Below are 26,031 nucleotides of genomic sequence, written 5' to 3'. Positions count from 1 at the left end.
TTACTGGGCAGCGGTCCAAGCGTAGTACATGGCGCCTTCGTACTGGAAGTCCTTGTATGTCTGGATCACGAAATCCCGCTCTGCCGCATTGATGGTGTAAAAGTGCGCGCCTGATTTCGAGTTGTAGAAGCGGTACATCGGCGAGGCTCCGTTGCCAGCTGCACTTTGCGCATACCAGCTGATCGTCTCGTATTTGAATTGCGGGAAGTTTGCAATCACAAAGTCACGCTCTGCCGTGCTGCCTGAATAAAAGTGGGCGCCCGAGGTTGCGTTGAAGAAACGGAAAACCGGATCCTTGCCCGTGCTGGAATCTGGATACGCATAGAACGCCACATTTTCGTAAGAAAAATCGGGATACGTGCGAATCACAAAATCACGCTCAGCGGCGTTGGCGGTGTAGAAGTGAGCGCCTGTCTTGGCGTTAAAGAAGCGATAGACAGCGGTGCGCGAGCCAGAGGTAGGTGTTGCCGCCAGCCAATTTTTGAGTGCCGCGTTGTATGCGACGTCAAAGCGCCCGTAATAGTCAGAGAGCGCTCGGTTGGTACAGACTGCAGCACCACCATACAACGTGCCCACCACGCGGCCATTTTGGAAGAGTGCCGAACCGCTGCTGCCGCCTTCCGTGGTTCCTTGGCTCCAGGTCACCTGATAAAAGTTGCCGGTCGCGCCATTGCACTGGAACTGATTGCCCGCAGAAGACTGGCAGGAAGTTTGGCTATTGACCTTACCGAAACTGATTTTGAGCAAATCACCGCTGGGGTGGTGCAAACCAGTGACGGACGTTCCGGAAATCACCGTGTTGGCATCCCAGCCTGCGTAGACGGCCCCCACAGGTGGCGTATCGTTCAACAGCATGAACGACATGTCCGTGCTGCTGCTGGCGTACAGCAATTGTGCTCCACCCGTCTTGCGAATGCTGGTGGACTGCAATGTTCCGCTGTTACAGGTGGGCGACCGATAGAACCAGTTGGTTTGCAGGGTGGATGCCGCTGTTTGCGTAGAAATACAGTGGTTGGCGCTCAAAAAGTAAGGCTTGCCCGAAGAGTTGCCGTCGTTCAGCAGCGTGCCTGTGCACAGGTAGCTCAAGCCGCCGCTGACGAAGCTCATGCGAGCAACAGCATTACGCTCCGTGGCGTTTTCGCTGTAGCAAGTGGCATCCAGGTTGCAAGGGTCCGACTCGTTGACTTTGGTCGTCGCCACCTGGGCTTGGTACTCTTGCTCCGTAGGAAGAGACAAGTTGACGAAGATGTGCGACAGCTGCGGCACCGCGATATCCAAGGTGCTCACGGCCACGCCAGGGGGCAGCTCCACCTCCAGGGTGGCCTCGCCCTCGCCAGTGTCTGGCGTCCACCAGGTGCGGCCCTGGTCGGTCTTGTCACCCGCAGCTTGGTTGCGCTCGATGAGTTGCAAGATTTCTTGGCCGGAAATCTGATAGACCGAGCCAGGAGTCGCCTGCGTGTAGACCCGCAAAATGGCGCTACCGGGAAGCTGCTTGACCAACACCCCCAGGCGAACACCATAGGCGCCTTCCGAGCGGAAGCTGATGGCAGCGACCTTGCCCCCCACTGCTGTGTCCTTCCACTGCCACTGCGTCTGGGTTTCCGCAGCCGACTTGGTGGCAGCGATATCGCGTGCCTGACCCACCAAACGGGGACCTATGGAGGACGATGTATCTACTTTGGACAGAGACAACTCGCCCAATGCCACTACGGCGGCCTTGGGGGCCGCGTTGGCGCTGCGCGACTTCACGCTGGCCACATCCTGCACCGCACTGGCGGGCTGGACACGGCTGTCCACGCTGGTGATGGGCTGGGTTTTTGCGGTAGAGGCAGCATCACTGCTCCCCCCGCCACACCCCGCCAACATGGCGGCAACGGCCGTCAGGGCACCAGCCCAACGCCTGATGGAAATTCCTGTCATTTTGGGTTCCTTTGTTCAGCAAAGACCAATGATTTCTAGCGACACCACTCGCTGGCGGGCACCAAGCAGCCTTCTAGCTCACTTCGTGCGCCCACGCAGCGACCTCCCGGCGGCGCGTCGGGGGGATTATCAGCGGGCAAGGGCCTTGAGCGCCAGCTTGATACCGTCGCTTACACCCACGTCTGGCGGCAGCGCTTTGAGGGCGGCTGCCGCTTCCTTGTCGTTGTAGCCCAGGGCCAACAGCGCCTGAAGGATGTCCGCCTGGGCATCGCTGGCGGCGTGGGCGGGGGCGCCAATGTCTGCGCCCATCTTGCCCTTGAGCTCCAGCAGCAAGCGCTCGGCCGTCTTCTTGCCGATGCCAGGCACTTTGACCAGGCGACCGGCCTCTTGTAGCGTGATGGCCTGTGCCAGGTCGGCCACGCCCATGCCAGAAAGGATGGACAGTGCCGTGCGCGGACCCACGCCCGAAATCTTGATCAGCTCCCGAAACGCCTGGCGCTCTTGCGCCGTGCCAAAGCCGTACAGCAACTGCGCATCCTCACGCACAATGAAATGCGTGAGCAGGCTGACCTGCTCGCCCACTGCGGGCAGGTTGTAGAAGGTGCTCATGGGCACATTCACCTCGTAGCCCACACCGTGGCAGTCCAGCAGCACCTCGGGGGGATTCTTCTCCAGCAGGGTGCCGGTCAATTTGCCTATCATTGGTGTCCTTTGGCGCCGCAGCATGCGTAGGCAGGCGGCGCGCTCTTTTTTGTCGTCATTGGCTTTTGCCGACTGGAATTATCAGCGTGATCCTGCGCCACACCTTCACCCCACACAACAACACGCGGCTCACCCACCTGTGCGGCCCGGCGGACGCGCACCTGCGCACCATCGAAGTGGCCCTGGAGGTAAGCATCGCCCATCGGCACGAACAGTTCAAGGTGGACGGCCCCAAGGCCAAAGCCACCCAGGCCATGGAGTTGTTGCAGGCGCTGTACGAGATGGCGGAGCGGCCCATCCCTGAAGACACGCTGCAAATCATGCTGGCGGGCGATTCTGGGCTGATCGAAGCGCCTGAGGGCGCCATCGTGCTGAACACCCGCCGCGCGGACCTGCGTGGCCGCACGCCCACCCAAAGCCTGTACCTGCAGAACATTGCTTCGCACGACATCACCTTTGGCATTGGCCCTGCGGGCACAGGCAAAACCTACTTGGCCGTGGCCTGCGCGGTAGATGCCCTGGAGCGCAGCGCCGTACAGCGCATTGTGCTGACCCGCCCTGCGGTCGAGGCGGGTGAGCGCCTGGGCTTTTTGCCCGGGGACCTGGCCCAAAAGGTCGACCCCTACCTGCGCCCGCTGTACGACGCCCTGTACGAGTTGATGGGCCACGACAAGGTGCAAAAGGCGTTTGAGCGCAACGCCATTGAAATCGCCCCGCTGGCCTTCATGCGCGGACGCACGCTGAACAACGCGTTTGTGATCCTGGACGAGGCGCAAAACACCACCCCGGAGCAGATGAAGATGTTCCTCACCCGCATCGGCTTTGGCGCGCGTGCCGTGGTCACGGGCGATGTGAGCCAGATTGATCTGCCCAAGGGGGCCATGAGCGGCCTGATCGACGCCGAGCGGGTGCTCAAGCGGGTCAAGGGCATTGCCATCACGCGCTTTACCAGTGCCGACGTGGTGCGCCACCCCCTGGTGGCGCGCATTGTGGATGCCTACGACGCGCCACGCCGTGCCCAAGCGGCACGTGGCTGAACTGAATTACTATTATTTTTATAGCTGCTTGCGCTTATATATCAGGCGCTAGAGGCCAAAATGACACTCAACCAACTCTCCCTGTCCTTGCAGTTTGGCAAGTTTGACAACCTGGCAGAACACCGCGCCACCCTGCCCCGCCACAAGGTCACGCGCTGGATTCGGCACGCCTTGTCTACCGATGCGGAAATCACGGTGCGCATCGTGGGCGCGGAAGAGGGCCAACAGCTCAACCGCGAGTACCGCAAAAAAGACTACGCCACCAACGTGCTCACGTTTGACTACACGATGGCGCCCATCGTCACCGCCGACCTGGTGCTGTGCGCACCCGTGGTGGAGCGTGAGGCCCAAGAGCAAAACAAAAGCCTGGAAGAGCATTACGCGCACCTGCTGGTGCACGGCGCCCTGCACGCCCAGGGCTGGGACCACGAGACCAGCGCCGAGGATGCCGATGAAATGGAGGCCTATGAAACGGCCATCCTGCAAGAGCTGGGGTTTGCCGACCCTTACGCTAAATAAAGACCAACACCCAACCCCGGCGCAGAGCCCCTCGTGGGGCCAAGGGGTTCAGGAACTCCGCGCAAGTGCGGCAGCCCCCACCCGGCACCACCTTCAAGCCTCTTTGCGCTCAATCAGCCGGTTGATACGCAAAGCCACCAGGGTGCACACCACGCCCGACAGCAGGTACAGCGACACGGCCCCCAGCCCAAACTTGGCCGACAGCCCCAAGGCCACCAGCGGGGCAAACCCCGCCCCCAGCAGCCATGCCAAGTCGGCCGACAGCGCTGCGCCGGTGTAGCGGTACTGGGCCGAGAAATTGGCCGTGACGGTGCCCGAAGCCTGCCCGTACGACAAGCCCAGCAGCACAAAGCCCACCAGCAAGAACACGTTGTTGCCCGTCGACCCGGCCCCCAGCAACCACGGCGCCGTGAAGCTGAACAGCCCAATCAACACCGCCATGGAGCCCAGCAGATTGCGCCGCCCCACCCGGTCGGCCAGCCAGCCCGACAGCATGATGGCCGCCGCCGCCAGGAAGGCACCCACGATCTGCACCGAAAGCACCTCGGTGATGGACTGCTCTGAGTACATCGCAATCCACGACAACGGGAACACGGTGGCGATATGGAACAGCGCAAAGCTGGCCAAGGCGGCAAAGGCCCCCAGCAGCACATTGCCCCCCTCATCGCGCATGACCTGGGCCACGCTCACCGGCTGCAACTCGCGCTGCTGCAGCAATTCGGCATACGATTGCCCCACCACCAAGCGCAAACGGGCAAACAGGGCCACCACGTTGATGGCAAAGGCCACGAAGAAGGGATAGCGCCAGCCCCAGTCCAGGAACTCAGCCACGCTCAGGCTGCTATACAAATAAGCAAACAGGCTGGCCGCCAGCACAAAACCCACAGGCGCCCCCAGCTGCCCGATCATGGCAAACCAGCCGCGCCGCTCCTTGGGGGCGCTCATGGCCAACAGGGAGGGCAAACCGTCCCAGGTGCCCCCCAGCGCCAGCCCCTGGCCAATGCGCAAAATGATCAGGGCCGCAATCGCCTTGGAGCCCACCGACGCGTAGCTGGGCAAAAACGCCATGCCCGCCGTGCAGGCCCCCAGCAAAAACAGCGACAGCGTCAGCTTGGTGCCCCGCCCCCAGCGCCGCTGCACCGCCATGGAGAGGGCGGTACCCACCGGGCGGGCCACAAAAGCCAGGGCAAATATGGCAAACGCCATCAAAGTCCCATCCAGCCGTGACAAGAACGGAAACAGCAACGACGGGAAGACCAGCACGCTGGCAATGCCGAACACAAAGAAGTCAAAGTATTCGGAAGACCGCCCAATGATCACCCCCACAGCGATCTCACCGGGGGTCACATCCTCATCGGTGTGGGCGTTGGCCAAAGACACCGAACTATCAAAGCCTGGGACGGGCAGGGCTGCAGAACCTGGGCTGTACATATTGACGCTCCTCAAGAAACTGACACAACTCCGTTCTACACCCCTAGGAGGGCCCTCACAAGTGAGCTTTCGCTAGCCCAGCGCGTGGGAAAACCCTGATTGCCAGCCCGCCAAACCCGCCTGCGACAGATCAAACCCAGACCAAAGAGCCAAAAAACACTGGCTGGCATTTGATGTTGGACAAAATGTCCAATCGACAAAATCGGTAGCGAGACTACATTTCGACACCTCAGCCATTCGTGTTTACACCTAAGCGCCCCTTTGTCGCGCCCCTAGCATGCTCAAAAACAAAGAATCTCGCAGGCCCGCCTGGCTTGCCGCGATCGCCCTGACCACCGGCCTGGCCGGTTGCAGCAAGGCCGTCGTACTCAACCCGGCCGGCGACATTGCCGCCCAACAGGGCCAGATGGTCATTACTGCCACGTTGTTGATGCTCATCATCATCGTGCCGGTGATCGCCCTGACCCTGTTCTTCGCCTGGAAGTACCGCCAGTCGAACACCGCCAACACCGAGGCCGACTACGACCCCGAATGGCACCACTCCACCACGCTGGAGCTGGTGATCTGGACGGTGCCGCTGCTCATCATCATTGCCCTGGGCGCCCTGACCTGGATCGGCACCCACAAGCTTGATCCGTACCGTCCCCTGGACCGCATCGACGCCCAGCGCCCCCTGGACGCCAACGTCAAGCCCCTGGAAGTGCAAGTGGTGGCAATGGACTGGAAATGGCTGTTTTTCTACCCCGAGCAAGGCATTGCCACCGTGAACGAGCTGGCCGCCCCGGTGGACCGCCCCATCCTGTTCAAGCTGACCGCGACATCGACCATGAACGCGTTCTACGTGCCTGACCTGGCCGGCATGATCTACGCCATGCCCGGCATGCAGACCGAGCTGAACGCCGTCATCAACAAGCCTGGCGTGTTCAACGGCATGTCGTCGCACTACAGCGGCGCAGGCTTCTCGGGCATGACCTTCAAGTTCCACGGCCTGAGCAACGATGACTTTGCCCAGTGGGTGCAAAAAGCCAAGACCGAGGGCAAGCCCCTGGACAAGGGCTCCTACCTGAACCTCGTCAAGCCCAGCGAACGCGACCCCGTGCAGCGCTTTGCGTCGGTGGAAGACGGCCTGTACGACAAGGTGCTCAACCGCTGCGTGGAAGACGGAAAGATGTGCATGCACCACATGATGGCCATCGACGCCCAGGGCGGCGACGCCTATGTGCGCGCAGCAGGCCTGAACCTGCCCCAGGACGTGTGCAACGCACAAAACGCAGCCCAAGTGGTGGCAGCGCTTGAAACCCGCAACGCACCGGCACAAACCTCCGGCGCCAGCATCCGCCAATGAGCCTCGCTATGACCTCCGAAACCGTAACTCCCGCCCACTGGGCGCTGGGCCGCCTGAGCTGGGACGTTGTGCCCATGGCGCACGAGCCTATCGTGCTGGCCACCTTCATTGCCGTTGTGCTGGGCGGCCTGGTCGTCCTGGCAGGCATCACCAAGTTCCGCCTGTGGGGCCCGCTGTGGCGCGACTGGATCTGCAGCATTGACCACAAAAAGATCGGGATCATGTACATGATCCTGGGCCTGGTGATGCTGCTGCGCGGCTTTGCCGACGCCGTGATGATGCGCCTGCAACAGGCCATGGCCTTTGGCGACAACATGGGCTACCTGCCGCCGCACCACTACGACCAGATCTTCACCGCCCACGGCGTGATCATGATCTTCTTCGTGGCGATGCCGCTGGTCACGGGCCTGATGAACTACCTCGTGCCGCTGCAGATTGGCGCACGCGACGTGTCCTTCCCGTTCCTCAACAACTTCAGCTTCTGGATGACCACCGCTGGCGCCGTGCTGGTGATGGTGTCGCTGTTCCTGGGTGAGTTCTCCACCTCCGGCTGGCTGGCACTGTCCAACCTGGGCTCGCAAAGCGCCAGCACGGGGCTGGACTACTACATCTGGGCACTGCAGATTGCCGGGGTGGGCACCACGCTCTCGGGTATCAACCTGATCGTCACCATCGTCAAGATGCGCGCCCCGGGCATGAGCCTGATGAAGATGCCCGTCTTCACCTGGACTGCCCTGTGCACCAACGCGCTGATCGTGGCCTCTTTCCCTGTGCTGACGGCCGCACTGGTCCTCATGTCGCTGGACCGCTATGTCGGCACCAACTTCTTCACCAACGAGCTGGGTGGCAACCCCATGCTCTACGTGAACCTGATCTGGATCTGGGGCCACCCTGAGGTGTACATCCTGGTGCTGCCCGCCTTCGGTGTGTTCTCCGAAGTGGTCGCCACCTTCAGCAAGAAGCGCCTGTTTGGCTACACCTCCATGGTGTACGCCACGGTGTGTATCACCATCTTGTCGTACCTGGTGTGGCTGCACCACTTCTTCACCATGGGCTCGGGCGCGAGTGTGAACACCTTCTTCGGCATCACCACGATGATCATCTCGATCCCCACGGGCGCGAAGATCTTCAACTGGCTGTTCACCATGTACAAGGGCCGCATCCGCTTTGAGCTACCCATGATGTGGACCGTGGCCTTCATGGTGACGTTCGCCATCGGTGGTATGACCGGCGTGCTGCTGGCCGTGCCCCCGGCCGACTTCGTGCTGCACAACAGCCTGTTCCTGATCGCCCACTTCCACAACGTGATCATTGGCGGCGTGGTGTTTGCCATGTTTGCAGGCATCAACTACTGGTTCCCCAAGGCGTTTGGCTACAAGCTGGACCGCACCTGGGGCGTGTACTCCTTCTGGCTGTGGCTGGTGGGCTTCTGGGTGGCGTTCACACCGCTGTATGTGCTGGGCCTGATGGGCGTCACCCGCCGCGCCAACCACTTTGAAGACCAGTCGCTGCAAATCTGGTTCGTGATCGCTGCGCTGGGCGCCGCCATGATCGCGGCAGGCATTGGCTGTTTCCTGATCCAGCTGGTGGTGAGCTACCTCAAGCGCGAGCAACTGCGCGACTGGACGGGCGACCCCTGGGGTGGCCGCACGCTGGAGTGGGCCACATCGTCTCCTCCACCCAACTACAACTTTGCCTTCACCCCCGTGGTGCATGAGATCGACGCCTGGTGGGACATGAAGAAGCACGGCTACCAACGCCCGCTCAGCGGCTTCCAGTCCATCCACATGCCTGCCAATACCGGGGCTGGCGTGGTCATCTCGGGCCTCTCGCTGGTGTTCGGTTTTGCGCTGATCTGGCACATGTGGCTGCTGGCTGCGGTGTCGTTCGCAGCCGTGGTGCTGGCTTCGATCATCCACACGTTCAACTACAAGCGTGACTTCTACATCCCGGCCTCCGAAGTGGTCGCCACCGAAGAAGCCCGCACACTCCAACTCGCACGCCATGTCTGATATCCGCATCCAAGCGGGCGCCGCAGGCGCCCTGGCCCCGCGCGAGTACCACCTCGCGCACGAGCCCCATCCCGAAAACGGCACCGCCCTGGGCTTCTGGCTGTACCTGATGAGCGACTGCCTCATCTTTGCCGCCCTGTTTGCCACCTACGGCGTGCTGGGCCGCAGCTATGCGGCAGGCCCCACCGGCGCCCAGCTGTTTGACCTGCCTTTGGTGGCCATCAACACGGCCTTCCTGCTGCTGTCGTCCATCACCTTCGGCTTTGCCATGCTGCGCAAGCAACTGGGCGACGTCAAAGGCACGCTGCTGTGGCTGGGCATCACAGGCCTGTTTGGCCTGTGCTTCCTGGGGCTGGAGCTGTACGAGTTCCAGCATCTGATCCACCAGGGCGCTGGTCCTCAGCGCAGCGCCTTCCTGTCGGCCTTCTTCACGCTGGTGGGCACCCACGGCTTGCACGTCACCTTCGGCCTGGTCTGGCTGGTGGTGCTGATGCTGCAGATCAACAAGCACGGCCTGATCCCCGAGAACAACCGCCGCCTGATGTGCCTGTCCATGTTCTGGCACTTCTTGGACGTGGTCTGGATCGGCGTATTCACCTTTGTGTACCTGATGGGGGTGCTGTAAATGAGCGCACAACACGCAACGCACGCGCACGATGCGCATGGGCACGACGATCACCACCATGACGCGGGCCCCCACAGCACCTTCTCCGGTTACATGGTCGGGTTTGTGCTGTCCATCATCCTCACCGCCATTCCATTCTGGCTGGTCATGTCCAAGGTGATTGCCGACCGCAACACCGCCGTGCTGGTACTGGGCGGCTTTGCCGTGGTGCAGATTCTGGTGCACATGGTGTGCTTCCTGCACATGAACGGCAAGGTCGAAGGCGGCTGGACGCTGCTGTCCACCATCTTCACGGTGGTGTTCGTGGCCATTGCCATCACCGGCACCCTGTGGGTCATGTTCCACATGAATGCGAACATGATGCCCGAGCACCCACAAGTGCCTGCCGCAGGCCAGCAGCAGCCCGCCGCCGAGCACGGTGGCGCGCACAGCACGGCGCCCTGACCGGCACCGGACGTGCACACACCCGCAGCGGGCCGCAAGCGCCCGCATTCCCATGCGACCCTGGCGATGCTCACTTTGGTGGGCATCGCCCTTTTTGTGGGCTTCATTTCCCTGGGGGTGTGGCAGGTGCAGCGCCGCGCCTGGAAGCTCGACCTCATCGAACGCGTGAGCGCGCGCATCCAGGCCCCGCCCGGCGCCCTGCCGCCCCAAGACCAGTGGCCGCAGCTGAACGCCGCCAGCCACGAATACCAGGCCGTACGCCTGCAAGGCCAGTGGCTGGCCCACAAAACGGTGCTGACCCAGGCCACCACCGCCCTGGGAGCGGGTTACTGGGTGCTGACCCCTTTGCAGATGGCCGACGGGGTGCAAGTGCTGGTCAACCGCGGGTTTGTGCCGCAAGACCAGCGCGCGCAGTGGCAAGCCCCGCAGGCATCCCCTGCTGCAACCACCGACGAGCCCCCTGCCACGGTGGTAGGGCTGCTGCGCCTGAGCGAGCCCGGCGGCGGCTTCTTGCGCAGCAACGACCCGAGCCAGCAGCGCTGGCACTCGCGCGATGTGGCCGCCATTGCCCAAGCGCAGCAGCTTGGTCAGGCGGCCCCCTTCTTTGTCGATGCCGGTCTGCCTTCACGCCTGGGGTCTACAGCGGCCGACCTGCCCGCCGACATGGCAGGCCCCTGGCCACGCCCCGGCCTCACAGTGGTGCGCTTCCCCAACAGCCACCTGGTGTATGCGCTGACCTGGTTTGGATTGGCACTCATGGTGGTGGGGGCGGCCGTGGTTGTGGCACGCTACGAGCGTCGGCTGCGCGCGGCCCACGCATCCAACCCCGCCCATGACCAGCAGCACTAACGCCCCCCACACACCGCCACACGCGCAGTCCCCCACACAGCCCCAGAGCAAGGCCCGTTCGGCCAACGCCTCTGCAGGGCTGAGAAACCTGCACCAGCTCATCCAACTGCGCTGGATTGCGGTGGTGGGCCAGTTGCTCACCATCGAGGCCACCTACTACAGCCTGGGCATGCCCCTGCCCTTGCAGGCCATGCTGTCCATCGTGGCGGGCATGGTGGTGTTCAACGTGCTCAGCCTGCTGCGCTGGCGCACCCGGCGCAGTGTGCACGACGTGGAGCTGTTCATTGCCCTGCTGGTGGACGTGGGCGCGCTCACCGCCCAGCTGTACCTGAGCGGCGGCATCGGCAACCCGTTTGTCTTCCTGTACCTGCTGCAGATTGCCGTGGGGGCCATGCTGCTGCGCGGGGGCTACATCTGGTCCATCGTGGTGGTGGCATCGGCCTGCGTCATGCTGCTTTCACAGCACAGCCAGCCCCTGCCGCTGGCCACCAATGTGCACGACGGCTGGGCCAGCCCCTATGTGCTGGGCCTGCTGGTGTGCTTCATGCTCAACGCCATCCTGGTCGTGATCTTCATCACCCGCATCAGCCACAACCTGCGCCGGCGCGATGCGCGGCTGGCCGCCGTGCGCCAGCGTGCGGCGGAAGAAGAACACATCGTGCGCATGGGGCTGCTCGCCTCTGGCGCCGCGCACGAATTGGGCACGCCCCTGGCCACCCTGGCCGTGATCCTGGGTGACTGGAAACGCGTCCCCGCCCTGGCCTCTGACGCTACGCTGCAAGAAGACATTGCGGAGATGGAAGCCCAGGTCAAACGCTGTAAAACCATCGTCAGCGGCATCCTGCTTTCAGCGGGCGAGACACGGGGCGAGCTCTCCAGCCAGACCACCGTGCGCCAGTTTCTGGACACCCTGGTGCAGGACTGGCGCACCACCCGGTCGGTGCAAGAGTTCGTATACGACAACCTCATCGAAGACGACAGCCCCATGGTGGCCGATGTCACGCTCGAGCAAATGGTCTTCAATGTGCTGGACAATGCGCGGGACGCATCGCCGCACTGGGTGAGCTTGCAGGCACAGCGCGATGCCGATGCGTTGCGAATCGTGGTCACCGACCGGGGTCCGGGCTTCACCACCGACGTGCTCACGCACCTCGGGACGCCCTACCAGTCCACCAAAGGGCGCCCCGGTGGCGGCTTGGGCCTGTTCCTGTCGATGAACGTGGCGCGCACGCTGGGCGGCAGTGTGGTCGCACACAACCGACCAGGCGGTGGCGCCGAGGTCACCATCACGCTATCGCTGCCCGCCATCACCCTGCAAGCCACCGCCCCCGAGGACCATGGACACTGAACGCCTGCTGCTGATCGTGGAAGACGACGACGCCTTCGCACGCACCCTGGCACGCTCGTTTGAGCGTCGCGGCTACCGGGTGCTGCACGCCGATGGCATGGCGCGGATGGAAGAGCTGCTGACCGAGCATGTGCCCCAGTACGCCGTGGTGGACCTCAAACTCAAAGGCGAAGCCACGGGTCTGGCCTGTGTGCGCAAGCTGCACGAGCACAGCGCCAAGATGCGCATCGTTGTGCTCACCGGTTTTGCCAGCATTGCCACGGCGGTCGAGGCGATCAAGCTCGGCGCGGGCCACTACCTGGCCAAGCCCTCCAACACCGACGACATCGAAGCCGCCTTTGCCCTGCAGGAGGGCAACCCCGAGGTCGAACTCACCAACCGCTCCAGCTCCATCAAAACGCTGGAGTGGGAGCGCATCCACGAAGTGCTGGCCGAGAGCGACTTCAACATCTCCGAAGCCGCGCGCCGCCTGGGTATGCACCGGCGCACCCTCAGCCGCAAACTGGGCAAGCAGCGCGTGTAAAGCGCATCCCACCTGGCCTTGAGCTCGCCGCGCCTGGGTCATCCAGGGCCACCCAGAGCTATTTGCGACTTTTAAGCAAAGCACCTTAACTTCGCCCAGCGCAGGGCCAGCAGCAGAAGCCCCCGCAGTCCTCCTAAGATCGAAGCAAGCCGCCAAAGCAGCGGCTGCACATCCTGAATCTGGAGGAGACATGTTCGACAGCGCTTTGCTGCTGGCCGCAGCCTTTGTGGCCGGGGCCCTCAATGCCGTGGCCGGGGGCGGCAGCTTTTTGACCCTGCCCGCCTTGGTGTTCACCGGCGTTCCGCCCGTCATGGCCAACGCCACGGGCACGGTGGCCCTGCTGCCCGGCTACATCGCCGGGGCCTGGGGATTCAGGGAGGACACCGCGCCGCCACCGGGGCTGTCCATGCGCCTGCTGGTGGTGCTTTCGCTCATCGGCGGTGCCGCCGGTGCCGCCTTGTTGCTCGTTACCCCCGACACCACCTTTCGCAGCGTCGTGCCCTGGCTGCTGCTGGCCGCCACGGCGCTGTTTGCCTTTGGCCCCTGGCTGCGCGCCCGGCTGGCCGGGGGACACCCGTCGACCACCAAAGCCACCGTGGGTGTGCTGGCCGTGGCGCTCTACGGCGGCTACTTCAATGGGGGCCTGGGCATTTTGCTGCTGGCTCTGTTTGGGCTGCTGGGGCAAACCCAGCTCAACGCGATGAATGGCCTCAAAAACTGGGTATCTGCCCTGCTCACCGCCATTGCCGTGGCCATTTACGCCGCAGGCGGCGTGGTGCAGTGGCCGCAGGCGCTGATGATGATGGCCGCTGCCACCGCAGGCGGCTGGGGCGGCGCCCGCGTGGCGCGGCGCATTCCGGCGCCCTGGCTGCGCGCGGGCATTGTGATCACCGGGCTGGTGATGGCAGGGTTGTTTTTCTGGCGGCAATAGCCTGATTTTTCATACCAAATCATGCCCTAGCGCTTATCCAATAAGCGCTAGCAGCTATCAATTTGATACCAAACACCTTCAGGTGGCTGCCGTTGGCGCCATCCGCATCGGTATCGTCACCGGCCCATCGTTGACCAGATGCACTTGCATGTCGGCGGCGAACTGGCCGGTGGCGACATAGGGGTGTGCCTTGCGGGCCTGGGCCACCAGGTAGTCATACAGCCTGCGCCCCTCGTCGGGGGCGGCTGCCTGGGTAAAGCTGGGGCGGTTGCCGCCGGTGGTGTCGGCCGCCAGGGTGAACTGACTGACCAGCAGCAGGCCACCCGCTGTGTCTTGCACGCTCTGGTTCATCTTGCCCGCAGCGTCGCTGAAGATGCGCAGCTTGAGCACCTTGGCCAGCAGCTTGTCGGCCTCGGCATCGGTGTCGCCGCGTTCGGCGCACACCAACACCAGCAGGCCAGGGCCAATGGCGCCCACCACTTGGCTGTCGACTTCGACGCGGGCCTCGCGCACGCGTTGCAATACTGCGATCAAAAGCGGCCTCTTTCCTTGAGAATCAAAACCGCGCCATTGTGCCGTTCACACGGCCTCGCCGAGGGACTCAGCGTGAACGGCTTTCCCAAACGCACACGTCTACACGCCTGTGCTTTGTGCTGTCAGGCGTAAAGCTGCGCGCCCGCTTGCAACACCTGCTGCGCGCGCTCTGGACCCAGCGCTGCCGCTACCGGCGTCCACACCGAGGCATAGGCGGGCAGGTCGTCCGGCGCAAAAGAGGTGTGCGGCCAATCAGAGCCCCACACCGTGCGCGGGCCAAACAGCCCAGCCACGCGCTCTGTGGCCGCGTGCAGCGTGCCGTAAGGCGCCGTGGCCTGCAGCCGGTACCAGCCAGACAGCTTGATCCACGCCCCCGCATCGGCCAGCCGCGCCAGGTCTTGCCAGGCAGCGTCGTGCACGGGCAACTGCGCATGCATGCCCGCCAGGTGGTCCAGCACGCAGGGCAGTTCGCATTCGGCCTGCAGGGCGGCAATCTGGGCCAAATGCTGCGGCCCCGCGTACCACTGCACATGCCAGCCCAGCGCCCGCAACCGGGGGCTGAGCGTGCGCAGGGCCTCGGGCCCATTGCCCACGGGCGAGACGAGGTTGAAGCGCACCCCCCGCACACCCAGGGCGTGCATGGTTTGCAGCTCGGCATCGGTCACGTCCACATCGACCACCACCACACCCCGGTGGCGGCCGCTCTCGCGCGCCAGCGCTTGCAGCAACACGCCGTTGTCGGTGCCGTACACGCTGGGCTGCACCAGCACCAGATGGCCGACACCCAGGGCATGGGCCTGCGCCTCTATGCGCTCCAGAGGCTGGTGGGCGGGCTGGTAGTGGCCGCCCTGCACCGGCGCATTGGCATCAAACACATGCACATGGCAGTCCCAGCCTGCATCGGCCGACCAGGCGGGAGATGAAGTCTGAGACGCTTGCAACTGAACCATCGGTCAGCCCACCACGATCTTGCGTTCGCGGATGACCTTGCCCCACTGCGCCTGCTGGGCCAGGATGAACTTGCCCGCGCTGGCCTGGGTGGGGTCGGCAAAGGCATCGCCCCCCAAGGCGCGGATGCGGCCCAGCACTTCCGGATCGGCCAGCGCCTTGCGGATGGCGGCCACCAGTTGGGCGCGGGTGTCTGCTGCAATGCCTGCGGGCGCCAGCACCGGGTTCCACTCCAGCACCTCGTAGTTGGGCACCCCGGCTTCGGCCATGGTGGGCACATCGGGCAGCGAGCGCGCACGCACCGGCGCCGTGACCGCCAAGGCCCGCAGCTTGCCCGACTGGATGTGGCCCAGCGACGACGCCACGTTGGCAAAGAACAGTGGCACCTGCCCGCCCATCACGTCGTTCATGGCAGGGCCGCCGCCACGGTAGGGGATGTGCGACAGCCGCACGCCGGTGCGCTCTTCAAACAACGCCCCCGCCAGGTGCTGCGCCGAGCCATTGCCCGACGAGGCGTAGGCCACGTCGTCCGGCTTGGCCTTGGCGCGGGCAATCACCTCTTTGACCGAGGTGACGCCAAACCCGGGGTGGCACACCAGCACGTTGGGGAAGGTGGCCAGCACGGCCAGCGGCACAAAGGCTTTGTTGCTGTCGTAAGGCAGCTTGGGGTACAGCGATGGGTTGACGGCAAACGAGGACGCGTCCAGCAGCAGCGTGGCGCCATCCGGGGTGGCGCGTGCCACGGCCGATGCGGCCAGTTGGCCACTGGCGCCGGGCTTGTTGTCCACCACCACGTTCTGGCCCAGCGCCTCGCCCAGGCGGGGGGCGATGATGCGGGCCATCAGGTCGGCACCGCCGCCAGCGGGGTACGACACCACCAGGGTGATCGTCTTGCCACCGGCAATGGGGGCTGCCGTGGCAAGGCGCCAGGGGACTGCCACGGCGGCAGCGGCCGACGCCACCAACAGGGTGCGGCGCGACAGCGGCGTGCGCGCGGACAGGCGGGTTGCTTGTGTCATGAGAGGTCCTCTCTTTCGCTCAGTAAAAATCAGGAGATGCCCGGCACAGGACCTGGGCACAACCCTGGCAGCAGGCCACCCCAGCCGGGGCCGGCGCTGCGTGCTCAGGCCGGGTCAAGTCAGGTGCACGGTGTAGTGAAAGGCGTTGGCATCGCCCCAGGTGGTGCGCCACTCCACGCAGCGCCCCGCCAGGTTGAAGGCTTTGCGGCGCACCACGGCGCAGGGATAGCCCGGCGGCAGCGCCAGGTGGGCCGCCACATCGGTGGGCAAGGCGCCAAAGCCGATGTCGTCAGAAGCGCGGTGCACGTGCACATCGCAGCGCTGGGCAAACAGGGGGTACAGCAAGGGCTCCCACTGGCCCGCATCGTCATGCTCCAGCGCCGCAAACAACTCGCATGGCAGCCAGATGTGCTCCAGCAAGCGCGGCTGCTGCGCAAGCAACCGCAGGCGCTCCAGCCGCAGCACAGGCGCCCCAGCGGGCAGCCCCAGCGCGCGGGACACCTCGGCGGGGGCCGCCACACGCTGTTTGGACAGGATGCGCGACTGCGGGGCTTGCCCTGCAGAGGCGGCCGATGCAGGGACGGCAGCATCCCACTCGTCGCCAAACCGAAAGAAGCGGAGCATGGAAGCGCCCGGGATGCCCGAGCGCACAAACGTGCCCCGCCCGTGCACCCGCTCGATCAGGCCCTGCTCGGTCAACAGCTGCAACGCGCGGCGAATGGTGCCCAGCGCCACCGAATGGTCGTGGGCCAGCACTTGCTCGGCAGGCAAGGCCGTGCCGGGCTGCCATTCGCCCCGCACGATGCGCTGGCGCAGCACATCGGCCAGGGCGGCATAGCGGGCCAGGCCCTGCGTGGGCATGGTGGGGAGTGTCGGCATGGCTGAAAGATATAGTCCTATAGAGGACTTTCAGTGTAAGGCCTTGGCGTGTCCAATGCATGGCAAAAATGTGAATATCTATTCACATTTCCCAGTGCACCGCTTGGCGTGAGATGCGAAGAACCCCCTCCAAGAAGGCTGTTGACGATCTCTCAGCGTCACGCGGCGATCGCCCGGCCCTGGGTAAGTGCCCCGTCTTCCAGGCTGCCTGAAGAAAACAGAGGCCCTGATTCGCTGCCTCTGCGTTACCATTTGCAACAGCAACGCGGCGATGGGCCCATCCAGGGCATCCCCATGCCCCAGCTCACCCCTAGAGGAGATGACGATGTCTCTGTCGAATCTGCGAGTCGGTTTGCGTCTGGGCCTGGGCTTTGGCCTCTTGCTGCTACTGGTGTTGGCCATGGGATTGTTTGCGGTGCACAGAGTCAACCGTGTGCATGGGACGGTGGTCGATCTGGCCACGAACTGGCTGCCAAGCACCCAACAGCTCGCGGGCCTGAACGAGGCACTGAACCAGATGCGGCGGGCCGAACTGCAAATGATTCTGGGGGGCGACGCCAAGACCATCCAGGACGAGAGCGCGCGCATCGACAAGCAGTGGACCCTGGTGCCCAAACTGCTCACAGCCTATGCCGACACCCTCTCCGAAGGGGAGGAGAAGCAGCTCTTCAACGTGTTCAAAGTCACCGTAGATCGGTACAAGGAGACGCAGAGCAAGCTGCTGGCCCTGCTGCGCGATGCCAAGACGGATGAAGCTACCGCCTACCTGCGTGGTGACTCGCGTGTAGCCTTCCGCTCGACCACCGACGCCATCGGCAAGCTCAGTGCCGTGAACGATGAAGGGGCGCGGGAGGCCAATGTGGCAGGAGAGCAAAGCTACCGCACGGTGCTTTGGGGCATATGGCTCATGATGGCGGGGATGCTGGCCACGGGGGCTGCCGTGGGCTGGTTTCTCACGCGCTCGCTGACTGTGCCCCTGGGCTTTGCGGCGAAAACCGCGGACCGCATTGCAGACGGTGACCTGACAGGCGAACTTCGCTCCGCGAGAGGGGATGAACTGGGCGATTTGCTGCGCGCACTGGGACGCATGCAAGGGGCCCTTCATGCCTCCGTCAGCGACGTAAGGCGCAGTGCTGACAGCATTTCCATCGCTAGCCAGGAAGTCAGCAGTGGTGGCCAGGATCTATCGGTGCGCACCGAAGCTGCCGCAGCCAGCATCGAACAAACCTCGGCTGCTTTGCAACAGGTGACCGATACCGTGCGCCAGAGCTCGGCATCCGCACAACAAGCACACCAGCTGGCATCGGCAGCGTCCGACGTGGCATTGGCGGGCGGCCAAGTGGTCGCGCGTGTGATCCACACCATGGACGGCATTCAGACCTCTTCGCGCAAGATCGGCGACATCATCGGCGTCATCGACAGCATTGCCTTCCAGACCAACATCCTGGCGCTCAACGCGGCGGTGGAAGCCGCACGGGCGGGCGAACAAGGCCGTGGCTTCGCGGTGGTGGCCACCGAGGTGCGCACATTGGCGCAACGCAGCGCGCAAGCAGCCCGCGAGATCAAGCAATTGATCGTGAGTTCGGTGGACGAAGTCGAGGGCGGAGCCCGGCTCGTGGGCGAGGCGGGCCAGACCATGGACAAGGTGGTGGACTCGGTGCAACGGGTCAGCCACCTGATCGGCGAGATCGCCAGCACCATCAAAGAGCAAAGCCAAAGCGTGGGCGAGGTCAACACCGCCATCTCGCAGCTCGATGGCATGACGCAGCAAAACGCAGCGCTGGTGGAGCAATCCGCTGCGGCGTCAGAGTCACTGCGCGATCAGGCGGGGCGGCTCATCGCAGTGGTGGCACGCTTCCGACTCCAGTGAGTCGGCTCTAGGCCCTAGAGGCCTTGCCGCAGGTTTGGTCACGCCGCAAGCCCCTGGTCAGCCCCCACTGCATCCATTCGACATCTGCCCGGGCATCGCAGCCCAAAACAGCCCTCGCAATGCCCAGGGAACCTCCGCACAAATCGCCGCGCCGTGTGCATCTTCGGTCTCGGGCGGTCTGCGGCGCACACTTTCCGCTCGATTCAAGCAGAGGGTTCCTAGAGCATTCACCCCGCTTGGATCTTGCGAGCCGTGATCACCCGGCGCCACTGCACTTGCTGTGTCTTGATGAAGCCCGCCGCCAAACCATCGGTGGCGTTCGGAAACACCTCACCCCCAAGGGCCTGCACCTTCGATACCACCTCGGGCACCTTCAAGGCCTTATTCAGCGCATCGAACAAGCGCTGGCGCTCTTCCTTGGGCAAACCCGCCTGCGCCAGCACAGGATTCCATTCCTGCACTTCGTAATTGGGCACACCCGCTTCCGCCATGGACGGCACCTGCGGCAGCACCTTGGTGCGGCGGCGCGATGTGACAGCCAGCGCCCGCAGCTTGCCCGACTGCAGCTGCTCGCGCGATGAGGCCACATTGGCAAAAAACAGCGGCACCTTTCCCGCAGCCACATCGGCCATGGCCGGGCCACCGCCCTTGTAGGGCACATGTTTCAGGGAAATCTGCGTCAGGTCTTCAAACAGCGCGCCAGCCAGGTGCTGGGCCGAGCCATTGCCCGACGAGGCAAATGCAATCTGGTCAGGCTTGGCCTTGGCCATGCGGACCAGATCGGCCACGGTCTTGGCTTCAAAGGCCGGGTGGCACACCAGCACGTTGGGGAACACCGCCAACACGCCCAACACCGAGAAAGCCGTATCAGAGTCGTAAGGCAACTGGGCAAACAGCGATGGATTGACCGAGAAGGACGACGCATCGAGCAGCAAGGTGCGGCCATTGGGTGCCGCTTTGGCCACGTGCAGTGCCGCCTTTTGCCCGCTGTCGCCGGGCATGTTCTCCACCTCGACCGTGCTGCCCAGGGCCGCTGAAAAGTGGGGGGCAATGAGGCGTGCCATCAGGTCGGCGCCACCGCCCGCCGGGTAAGACACCACCAGCCGCACCGGGCCATTTTGGGCCTGCCCCAACACCGGAGCGGCCACCGCAGCGGCCCCCACCAGCCCTCGCGATAAAAACACACGGCGCGGATGGGAAACGGGCGCAGCAAATGGCACGGCAGAAGGCAAGGTGTTCATGGCGATGGAAATGGGCGAAAAGGTCGACGATACACATTCTTGCGAATGTCAATCATTGTTAACCCGAAATTCCACGCACTCTAGACACCACCGGCAAAGACCACAAGCCGCAAAAACCGTAACCTGTCGTATGCATGCGACGCCCTCCCAAGGCACGCCACGCATACCCGGTCCCAACGCAGGCCAATCAGCAGTCTTCGATCAACCGCGCCTTCACGCTCTTGCCCTTGACCCGTCCGCTGTTCAAGCGCGCGGCCACTTGGGCGGCAATCGCCCGGTCCACCGCAACATAGGTAGAAAAGTCATTCACGTTGATCTTGCCCACCTGCTCGCGGGTGTAGCCCAGGTCGCCGGTCAGCGCGCCCAGCACATCGCCCGCGCGGATCTTTTCCTTGCGCCCGCCCACGATCTGGATCGTGGCCATGGGCGGCTGCAACGGGCCGTCGCCTGTGGGCTTGAGGTCGGCCAGTGCAAACCAGGTGGATTCGCGGCCTTGCAGCACCTCGATCTTGCCCACGTAACCCATCTCGTCCATGCTCGAAAGGTTCAGCGCCAAACCCTGGGCATCACCCCGGCCGGTGCGGCCAATGCGGTGGATGTGGACCTCGGGGTCGGGCGTCACGTCCACGTTGATGACAGCCGCCAGATTGGCGATGTCCAGGCCCCGTGCGGCCACATCGGTGGCCACCAGCACCGAGCAGCTGCGGTTGGCAAACTGCACCAGCACCTGGTCGCGCTCGCGCTGCTCCAGCTCGCCGTACAGCGCCAGCGCGCTGAAGCCCTGGGCTTGCAGCACGCCCACCAGGTCGCGGCACTGCTGCTTGGTGTTGCAAAACGCGATCGATGATTCGGGACGGAAGTGGTTGAGCAGCTGCGATACCACGTGCAGCCGCTCGCTGTTTTTCACCTCGTACCAGCGCTGCTCGATTTTGCCCTCGGCATGCTGTGCCTGCACCGTGATCTGCACGGGCTGCTTCATGAACTGGGCGCTGAGCTTGGCAATGCCTTCGGGGTAGGTGGCCGAGAACAGCAGGGTTTGCCGCTCTTTGGGGCACTGGCGCGCCACGGTCACGATGTCGTCGAAGAAGCCCATGTCCAGCATGCGGTCAGCTTCGTCCAGCACCAAGGTGTTCAGGGCTTCCAGCGTCAGGTGCTGGCGCTCCAGGTGATCCATCACGCGGCCGGGCGTGCCCACCACGATGTGCGCGCCGTGCTCCAGGCTCAGCATCTGCCCGCGCAGCGGAACGCCGCCACACAGGGTCACGACCTTGATGTTTTCTTCGGCCCGCGCCAGGCGGCGGATTTCGGTGGTCACCTGGTCGGCCAGCTCGCGCGTGGGGCACAGCACCAGGGCTTGCACGGCGAAGCGGCGGGGGTTCAGGTTGGCCAGCAGGGCCAGGGCAAAAGCGGCGGTCTTGCCGCTGCCCGTGCTGGCCTGGGCGATCAGGTCTTTGCCCAGCAGCGCGGGCGGCAGGCTGGCCGCCTGGATGGGGGTCATCGTGGTGTAGCCCAGCTGCTGCAGGTTGGCCAGCGTCGTGGGGCTCAGCGCCAGCGTGCTGAAGTCCGTGCTGGCTTGGTTTTCTTTGGAGGTCATGGGGTGGATTATCCGGCCCGTGCTTCTAAGAGCCTTTCTAACGTATTCAGAGCAACGCCAGCACGCCGATAAATGCCACCGTATGGGCCAGCACACCAGGGGCCACAGTGGCTGCGTAAGCGCCCCCACCGCTCACCCAGGCCACCCCGCTTTTGCTCACAGCATGCACCAGCAGCGCGGCCATCAGGGCGTGCTCCACGCCCATAGCGGCAGGCTGCCCCGGCAAGGCATGCATCAGCACCGCCGCGGTGGCCGCGTGCACATCGGCCAGCCCGGCCAACAGGGCACCGGCCAGCATGCCTGCATCGCCCTGGGTGCGGTCCAGCCAGCGCACGCCCACCTGGATGCCCGTCAGCAGCAAGGTGATCAGCACCACATCGCGCAGTTTGAACATGGGAGCGTCGGCGGCCAGGGCGGCGGAGGGGGCCGTCTGCTCGCCCGCCCCCCGCAGCAGCCACAGCCCCCAGGCACCAGCCACCAAGCCCCCGGCCAGCGCTGGCAGCGCCAGGCGCGGCAGCCACTGCGGCTGCACCGTGGCGGCCACCACCAGCACATGCAGCATGGTGGCCACGCACGACAGCACCGCGCCGCTGGCCTGTGCACGGGCGCTGGACTTGCCCGCGCGCACCTCCATGCCCAGGCTGGCAATGGTGGCGGTGCTGGAGACAAAGCCCGACGCCAGCGCCGACAGCGCCACGGCCTGGCGCGCCTGCATCAACCGCCGCGCCACATGGGCCAGCGACTGGATGAGCAACAGCACGATCACCAGCCGCAGCACCACCTGCGGATTGAGCAGGTCCTGCAGCAGCGGCTGGTTGGGCACCAGCGGAAACACCAGCAGCGCCAGCGCCGCCAGCACCAGGCCGCTGCGCACCTCGCCGGGCTGCAGCCAGTGGTTTGAAAACTCATGCAGCGGCCCGCGCAGCGCCAAGATCCCCGTCACCGTCACGGCCAGCGCGGCCCCCAGCAAGCGGTTGCTGGCGCACAGCACGCCAATCAGGTAGGCCATCAGCAAGGCAATCTCGGTGGCCACACCGGGGTCTTCCGAGCGATCGCGCACATAGGCCACCACGCCCAGCGCCGCCACAAAGGTGGCGCCCACCCCCAGCAGCACCACCGAGCCCGACAGCGCCGCCACCGCCCCGGCCAGGCTGACCAGCGTGAACGAGCGCACCCCCGCCAGCGCCCGGTGCGGCCCGCTGCCCTTGCGGCGCTCACGCTCAATGCCCATCAGCAAGCCACAACCCAGCGCGCTGGCCAGGACCGCCAGTGCGGCATAAAAGCCTTGTAAATCCTGCATCCCCACGACCACACCCTTCCTTGGACACCCCATGGCAGGCACGATACTCCAGCCCGGCCCCGCGCCAGCGGACTTGTGGACAATAGCGCCATGGCCCCCACATCCTCCGACTTCATCGCCCCCACCCGCCACACGACGGCCGCCTCGGCCCTGGCGCAGGTGCACCACATCTACAACCACCAGATCGACCTGCTGCGCGCCAGCATGCAGCGCTTTGTCGCGGGCGAGACCCTGCCCGGCCACGTGCGCGCCTGCTACCCCTATGTGCGCATCCAGACCGACACCGTCTCGCGCGCCAAGCCCAACCCCGACATCGCCCACCTGGCCTACGGCTTTGTGGCCGGCCCCGGCCGCTTTGAGACCACGCTGACCCGCCCCGACCTGTACCACGAGTACTACCTGGAGCAATTCCAGCTGCTGCTGCAAAACCATGGCGTGGAGCTGGAAGTGGGCACCAGCCACCAGCCCATTCCTGTGCACTTCTCGTTCAGCGAGCACGACCATGTCGAAGGCCAGATGAGCGCCGAGCGCCGCACCCTGATGCGCGACGTGTTCGACCTGCCCGACCTGGCCGCCATGGACGACGGCATTGCCAACGGCACCTGGGAGCCCAAGCCCGGCGAGGCGCAGCCCCTGTCGCTGTTCACCGCGCCGCGCGTGGACTACTCGCTGCACCGCCTGCGCCACTACACCGGCACCTCGCCGCGCGCCTTCCAGAACTTCGTGCTATTCACCAATTACCAGTTCTACATCGACGAATTCGTGCGCCTGGGCCATGAAGAGATGGCCAAGCCCGATAGCGAATACATCGCCTTCATCGAACCCGGCAACGTGGTTACCCGCCGCACCGGCCTGGCCGCCGAGCCCGGTGACGAGCTGGGCGCCCCGCCCCCGCGCCTGCCGCAAATGCCCGCCTACCACCTGGTGCGCGCGGACCACAGCGGCATCACCATGGTCAACATCGGCGTGGGCCCGGCCAACGCCAAGAACATCACCGACCACATCGCCGTGCTGCGCCCCCACGCCTGGATCATGCTGGGCCACTGCGCAGGCCTGCGCAACAGCCAGCAGCTGGGCGACTACGTGCTGGCCCACGGCTATGTGCGCGAAGACCACGTGCTCGACGAAGAACTGCCGCTGTGGGTGCCCATCCCCGCGCTGGCCGAGATCCAGCTCGCCCTTGAATCCGCGGTGGAAGACGTGACCGGTGTGACCGGCGCCGACCTCAAGCGCATCATGCGCACCGGCACCGTGGCCAGCACCGACAACCGCAACTGGGAGCTGCTGCCCGACAACCAGCCCCAACGCCGCTTCAGCCAAAGCCGCGCCGTGGCGCTGGACATGGAAAGCGCCACCATCGCCGCCAACGGCTTCCGTTTTCGCGTGCCCTACGGCACCCTGCTGTGCGTGAGCGACAAGCCCCTGCACGGCGAAATCAAGCTGCCCGGCATGGCCAACCACTTCTACCGCGAGCGCGTAGACCAGCACCTGCGCATCGGCATCCGCGCACTGGAGACACTGCGCGCCGAAGGCATGGCCCGCCTGCACAGCCGCAAGCTGCGCAGCTTTGCGGAAGTCGCCTTCCAGTAAGCTCTGCACCGTTTCAAAAGCCGCGCGCACCACTGCGCGCTGGCGGTTTGGACCACTGCCCACGGGCCCACAACGCCTGGGTGGCGGGCCTGCTGACTTTTCAATGACCCTGGACTTTCTCACGCTGATGGCCGTGATGGCGGCCAACCTGTTCGCCATCTCGGCGGCGCTGCCGCTCGTCATGGGCCGCGACGTGAGCCAGGCTGCGCGCAACGTGCAGGCCAGCATGCTGCTGCAGGCCCTGGCGTGGGCCGCCATCATTGCCTCGTCCACCCTGTGGGACCAGGCCCTGTCCACCCTGTCGATGGCCTGCAACGCCTGGGCACAGTGGCTGCTGTACCGGGCGCTGCGCGAATGGCTGGGTGCGCGCCCCTTCAAGCGCACGCTGCTGGCGCTGGTGTGCCTGATGCCGCTGGGTTACGCCCTCGGCTTTGGGCACTACGCCTTTCGCGTGGGCTGGGCCAACTTTTTGATGGCTGCAATTTTGCTCATCGTGGCCCGTGCCACGCTCTACCCGGCAGCACCCACCACGCCGGCCGATGCGCGCTGGCGCCGCCTGCTCATGCTGTGCCTGCTCACTTCGGCGGGCTTCACGCTGGCGCGCGGCGTGCTAGGCGCGTTCACCGACCAGTACCCCAGCTTTCGCACGCCCCACCCCGTCAACCTGGGGGCCGCCGTGGCCACCAACATCAGCCTGGTGCTGGGCACCGTTGCCATCCTGGTGGCCTGGCATGCCGAGGCCGAACGCAAGCTGCGCGACCTGGCCATGACCGACGGGCTGACCGGGCTGGCCAACCGCCGCTCGTTTGCCGCGCAAGGGGCGGCCATGATCTCGCACGCCCAGCGCCACCGCCTGCCCCTGACGGCGCTGATGCTGGACATCGACCACTTCAAGCAAATCAACGACACCCTGGGCCACGAAACCGGTGACCGCGCCCTGCAACTGTTTGGCCGCCTGCTGCAAGAGTGCCACCGCAGCGGCGACATGGTGGGCCGCCTGGGCGGTGAAGAGTTTGGCGTGCTACTGCTGCACAACAGCGCCCCGGCAGGCACCTCGTTTGACCGGCGCCTGCGCCAGCGGCTGGCCGAGTGCAGCGTGCCGGAGCTGGGCTTTGCGCTCAACTACAGCGCTGGCATGGCCGTGCTGACGCCGCAGGACGACGCACTGGCCCCGCTCATGGCCCGGGCCGATACCGCTCTGTATGCCGCCAAAGCCGCAGGCCGGGGGCAGCTGGTAGCGGCCCGCTGAGCAGTCGCGCTACCCAAAACGCTATATTTTCAATAGCTGCCAGCGCTTATAAAATAAGCGCTAGAGGCCAATTTTGCTTCAACCTCTGCGGCCGAGCCACCCAGATGCCGCCACAATGGCG

General features: G+C 64.7%; 23 protein-coding genes. 13 read left to right on the top strand and 10 right to left on the bottom strand.

From position 1 onward, the window contains the following. The gene (locus CLU86_RS20675) at positions 1–1,920 is read right to left on the bottom strand and encodes a trypsin-like peptidase domain-containing protein (RefSeq protein WP_099742934.1); all 1,920 of its coding nucleotides are present in this window, start codon (positions 1,918–1,920) and stop codon (positions 1–3) included. Positions 1,921–2,049: 129 nt separating this feature from the next. Further along, entirely contained in the window at positions 2,050–2,622 is a 573-nt protein-coding gene (gene ruvA, locus CLU86_RS20670; protein ID WP_099742933.1) for a Holliday junction branch migration protein RuvA, read from the bottom strand. A gap of 86 nt (positions 2,623–2,708) precedes the next feature. On the opposite strand from ruvA, the gene CLU86_RS20665 reads away from it, so the two are divergent. Both CLU86_RS20665 and ybeY read left to right on the top strand, forming a co-directional pair. Continuing rightward, the gene (locus CLU86_RS20665) at positions 2,709–3,659 is read left to right on the top strand and encodes a PhoH family protein (protein WP_099657745.1); all 951 of its coding nucleotides are present in this window, start codon (positions 2,709–2,711) and stop codon (positions 3,657–3,659) included. 60 nt (positions 3,660–3,719) lie between these two features. Next, the gene (gene ybeY / locus CLU86_RS20660; protein WP_099742932.1) at positions 3,720–4,178 is read left to right on the top strand and encodes an rRNA maturation RNase YbeY; all 459 of its coding nucleotides are present in this window, start codon (positions 3,720–3,722) and stop codon (positions 4,176–4,178) included. A gap of 93 nt (positions 4,179–4,271) precedes the next feature. On the opposite strand, the gene CLU86_RS20655 is transcribed toward ybeY, so the two are convergent. Next, positions 4,272–5,609 carry an MFS transporter gene (locus tag CLU86_RS20655; RefSeq protein ID WP_099742931.1) on the bottom strand — a complete coding sequence of 446 codons (1,338 nt, stop codon included), beginning with the start codon at positions 5,607–5,609 and terminating at the stop codon, positions 4,272–4,274. A gap of 277 nt (positions 5,610–5,886) precedes the next feature. On the opposite strand from CLU86_RS20655, the gene cyoA reads away from it, so the two are divergent. The 8 genes from cyoA to CLU86_RS20615 all read left to right on the top strand — a co-directional run bounded on the left by cyoA (position 5,887) and on the right by CLU86_RS20615 (position 13,686). Continuing rightward, entirely contained in the window at positions 5,887–6,954 is a 1,068-nt protein-coding gene (cyoA, locus tag CLU86_RS20650; RefSeq protein WP_099742930.1) for a ubiquinol oxidase subunit II, read from the top strand. An 8-nt stretch (positions 6,955–6,962) separates the two neighbouring features. Beyond that, positions 6,963–8,966, top strand: coding sequence for a cytochrome o ubiquinol oxidase subunit I (gene cyoB, locus CLU86_RS20645; RefSeq protein WP_099742929.1), 2,004 nt, complete (start codon positions 6,963–6,965; stop codon positions 8,964–8,966). Further along, positions 8,959–9,591 (top strand): cytochrome o ubiquinol oxidase subunit III, encoded by a 633-nt coding sequence (gene cyoC / locus CLU86_RS20640; protein ID WP_099657740.1) that lies wholly within the window; start codon positions 8,959–8,961, stop codon positions 9,589–9,591. Before cyoB ends, cyoC begins: the two co-directional genes overlap by 8 nt. Then, entirely contained in the window at positions 9,592–10,035 is a 444-nt protein-coding gene (gene cyoD, locus CLU86_RS20635; RefSeq protein WP_099657739.1) for a cytochrome o ubiquinol oxidase subunit IV, read from the top strand. A gap of 66 nt (positions 10,036–10,101) precedes the next feature. After that, positions 10,102–10,884: an SURF1 family protein gene (locus CLU86_RS20630; RefSeq protein WP_099742928.1), complete on the top strand. Its 783-nt coding sequence runs from the start codon at positions 10,102–10,104 to the stop codon at positions 10,882–10,884. Then, positions 10,868–12,232, top strand: a complete 1,365-nt coding sequence (locus CLU86_RS20625; RefSeq protein WP_099742927.1) for an ATP-binding protein — start codon at positions 10,868–10,870, stop codon at positions 12,230–12,232. Before CLU86_RS20630 ends, CLU86_RS20625 begins: the two co-directional genes overlap by 17 nt. After that, positions 12,222–12,755: a response regulator transcription factor gene (locus CLU86_RS20620; RefSeq protein ID WP_099742926.1), complete on the top strand. Its 534-nt coding sequence runs from the start codon at positions 12,222–12,224 to the stop codon at positions 12,753–12,755. The genes CLU86_RS20625 and CLU86_RS20620 overlap by 11 nt, the downstream gene beginning before the upstream one ends. A gap of 190 nt (positions 12,756–12,945) precedes the next feature. Then, the gene (locus CLU86_RS20615; RefSeq protein ID WP_099742925.1) at positions 12,946–13,686 is read left to right on the top strand and encodes a sulfite exporter TauE/SafE family protein; all 741 of its coding nucleotides are present in this window, start codon (positions 12,946–12,948) and stop codon (positions 13,684–13,686) included. Between the two features lie 78 nt (positions 13,687–13,764). On the opposite strand, the gene dtd is transcribed toward CLU86_RS20615, so the two are convergent. The 4 genes from dtd to CLU86_RS20595 form a co-directional block, all read right to left on the bottom strand. After that, entirely contained in the window at positions 13,765–14,220 is a 456-nt protein-coding gene (dtd, locus tag CLU86_RS20610; protein WP_099742924.1) for a D-aminoacyl-tRNA deacylase, read from the bottom strand. Between the two features lie 122 nt (positions 14,221–14,342). Continuing rightward, positions 14,343–15,170 (bottom strand): amidohydrolase, encoded by an 828-nt coding sequence (locus tag CLU86_RS20605; RefSeq protein WP_099742923.1) that lies wholly within the window; start codon positions 15,168–15,170, stop codon positions 14,343–14,345. Between the two features lie 3 nt (positions 15,171–15,173). Next, positions 15,174–16,187: a tripartite tricarboxylate transporter substrate binding protein gene (locus CLU86_RS20600; RefSeq protein WP_099742922.1), complete on the bottom strand. Its 1,014-nt coding sequence runs from the start codon at positions 16,185–16,187 to the stop codon at positions 15,174–15,176. Between the two features lie 114 nt (positions 16,188–16,301). Further along, positions 16,302–17,066, bottom strand: coding sequence for a GntR family transcriptional regulator (locus tag CLU86_RS20595; protein WP_099742921.1), 765 nt, complete (start codon positions 17,064–17,066; stop codon positions 16,302–16,304). Positions 17,067–17,391: 325 nt separating this feature from the next. On the opposite strand from CLU86_RS20595, the gene CLU86_RS20590 reads away from it, so the two are divergent. Further along, positions 17,392–18,936 carry a methyl-accepting chemotaxis protein gene (locus CLU86_RS20590; RefSeq protein ID WP_099742920.1) on the top strand — a complete coding sequence of 515 codons (1,545 nt, stop codon included), beginning with the start codon at positions 17,392–17,394 and terminating at the stop codon, positions 18,934–18,936. Positions 18,937–19,163: 227 nt separating this feature from the next. On the opposite strand, the gene CLU86_RS20585 is transcribed toward CLU86_RS20590, so the two are convergent. The 3 genes from CLU86_RS20585 to CLU86_RS20575 all read right to left on the bottom strand — a co-directional run bounded on the left by CLU86_RS20585 (position 19,164) and on the right by CLU86_RS20575 (position 23,071). Next, the gene (locus CLU86_RS20585) at positions 19,164–20,177 is read right to left on the bottom strand and encodes a tripartite tricarboxylate transporter substrate-binding protein (RefSeq protein ID WP_099742919.1); all 1,014 of its coding nucleotides are present in this window, start codon (positions 20,175–20,177) and stop codon (positions 19,164–19,166) included. 187 nt (positions 20,178–20,364) lie between these two features. Next, positions 20,365–21,771: an ATP-dependent RNA helicase DbpA gene (gene dbpA, locus CLU86_RS20580; protein WP_099742918.1), complete on the bottom strand. Its 1,407-nt coding sequence runs from the start codon at positions 21,769–21,771 to the stop codon at positions 20,365–20,367. A gap of 46 nt (positions 21,772–21,817) precedes the next feature. Beyond that, entirely contained in the window at positions 21,818–23,071 is a 1,254-nt protein-coding gene (locus CLU86_RS20575) for a DUF4010 domain-containing protein (RefSeq protein WP_099742917.1), read from the bottom strand. Between the two features lie 90 nt (positions 23,072–23,161). Here CLU86_RS20575 and CLU86_RS20570 point away from each other — a divergent pair, with 90 nt between their 5' ends. Together CLU86_RS20570 and CLU86_RS20565 are read left to right on the top strand one after the other, a co-directional pair. Beyond that, positions 23,162–24,661 (top strand): AMP nucleosidase, encoded by a 1,500-nt coding sequence (locus tag CLU86_RS20570; protein WP_099742916.1) that lies wholly within the window; start codon positions 23,162–23,164, stop codon positions 24,659–24,661. Between the two features lie 103 nt (positions 24,662–24,764). After that, positions 24,765–25,910, top strand: coding sequence for a GGDEF domain-containing protein (locus CLU86_RS20565; RefSeq protein WP_099742915.1), 1,146 nt, complete (start codon positions 24,765–24,767; stop codon positions 25,908–25,910). Positions 25,911–26,031 lie beyond the last annotated feature (121 nt).

The sequence above is a fragment of the Acidovorax sp. 62 genome (assembly GCF_002754495.1).
Lineage (GTDB): Bacteria > Pseudomonadota > Gammaproteobacteria > Burkholderiales > Burkholderiaceae_C > Acidovorax.
The sequence above is the reverse complement of the archived record's forward strand: the minus strand, read 5'-3'. Positions and strand labels throughout refer to the sequence as shown.

Coding starts and splice junctions, on each gene's coding strand:
- CLU86_RS20675 (WP_099742934.1), bottom strand. CDS start 1,920: ATGACAGGAATTTCCATCAGGCGTTGGGCTGGTGCCCTGACGGCCGTT.
- CLU86_RS20615 (WP_099742925.1), top strand. CDS start 12,946: ATGTTCGACAGCGCTTTGCTGCTGGCCGCAGCCTTTGTGGCCGGGGCC.
- CLU86_RS20605 (WP_099742923.1), bottom strand. CDS start 15,170: ATGGTTCAGTTGCAAGCGTCTCAGACTTCATCTCCCGCCTGGTCGGCC.
- CLU86_RS20600 (WP_099742922.1), bottom strand. CDS start 16,187: ATGACACAAGCAACCCGCCTGTCCGCGCGCACGCCGCTGTCGCGCCGC.
- cyoA (WP_099742930.1), top strand. CDS start 5,887: ATGCTCAAAAACAAAGAATCTCGCAGGCCCGCCTGGCTTGCCGCGATC.
- CLU86_RS20625 (WP_099742927.1), top strand. CDS start 10,868: ATGACCAGCAGCACTAACGCCCCCCACACACCGCCACACGCGCAGTCC.
- ybeY (WP_099742932.1), top strand. CDS start 3,720: ATGACACTCAACCAACTCTCCCTGTCCTTGCAGTTTGGCAAGTTTGAC.
- CLU86_RS20630 (WP_099742928.1), top strand. CDS start 10,102: ATGCTCACTTTGGTGGGCATCGCCCTTTTTGTGGGCTTCATTTCCCTG.
- CLU86_RS20570 (WP_099742916.1), top strand. CDS start 23,162: ATGGCCCCCACATCCTCCGACTTCATCGCCCCCACCCGCCACACGACG.
- CLU86_RS20585 (WP_099742919.1), bottom strand. CDS start 20,177: ATGAACACCTTGCCTTCTGCCGTGCCATTTGCTGCGCCCGTTTCCCAT.
- CLU86_RS20590 (WP_099742920.1), top strand. CDS start 17,392: ATGTCTCTGTCGAATCTGCGAGTCGGTTTGCGTCTGGGCCTGGGCTTT.
- cyoC (WP_099657740.1), top strand. CDS start 8,959: ATGTCTGATATCCGCATCCAAGCGGGCGCCGCAGGCGCCCTGGCCCCG.
- ruvA (WP_099742933.1), bottom strand. CDS start 2,622: ATGATAGGCAAATTGACCGGCACCCTGCTGGAGAAGAATCCCCCCGAG.
- CLU86_RS20620 (WP_099742926.1), top strand. CDS start 12,222: ATGGACACTGAACGCCTGCTGCTGATCGTGGAAGACGACGACGCCTTC.
- CLU86_RS20595 (WP_099742921.1), bottom strand. CDS start 17,066: ATGCCGACACTCCCCACCATGCCCACGCAGGGCCTGGCCCGCTATGCC.
- dbpA (WP_099742918.1), bottom strand. CDS start 21,771: ATGACCTCCAAAGAAAACCAAGCCAGCACGGACTTCAGCACGCTGGCG.
- cyoB (WP_099742929.1), top strand. CDS start 6,963: ATGACCTCCGAAACCGTAACTCCCGCCCACTGGGCGCTGGGCCGCCTG.
- CLU86_RS20655 (WP_099742931.1), bottom strand. CDS start 5,609: ATGTACAGCCCAGGTTCTGCAGCCCTGCCCGTCCCAGGCTTTGATAGT.
- CLU86_RS20575 (WP_099742917.1), bottom strand. CDS start 23,071: ATGCAGGATTTACAAGGCTTTTATGCCGCACTGGCGGTCCTGGCCAGC.
- cyoD (WP_099657739.1), top strand. CDS start 9,592: ATGAGCGCACAACACGCAACGCACGCGCACGATGCGCATGGGCACGAC.
- CLU86_RS20565 (WP_099742915.1), top strand. CDS start 24,765: ATGACCCTGGACTTTCTCACGCTGATGGCCGTGATGGCGGCCAACCTG.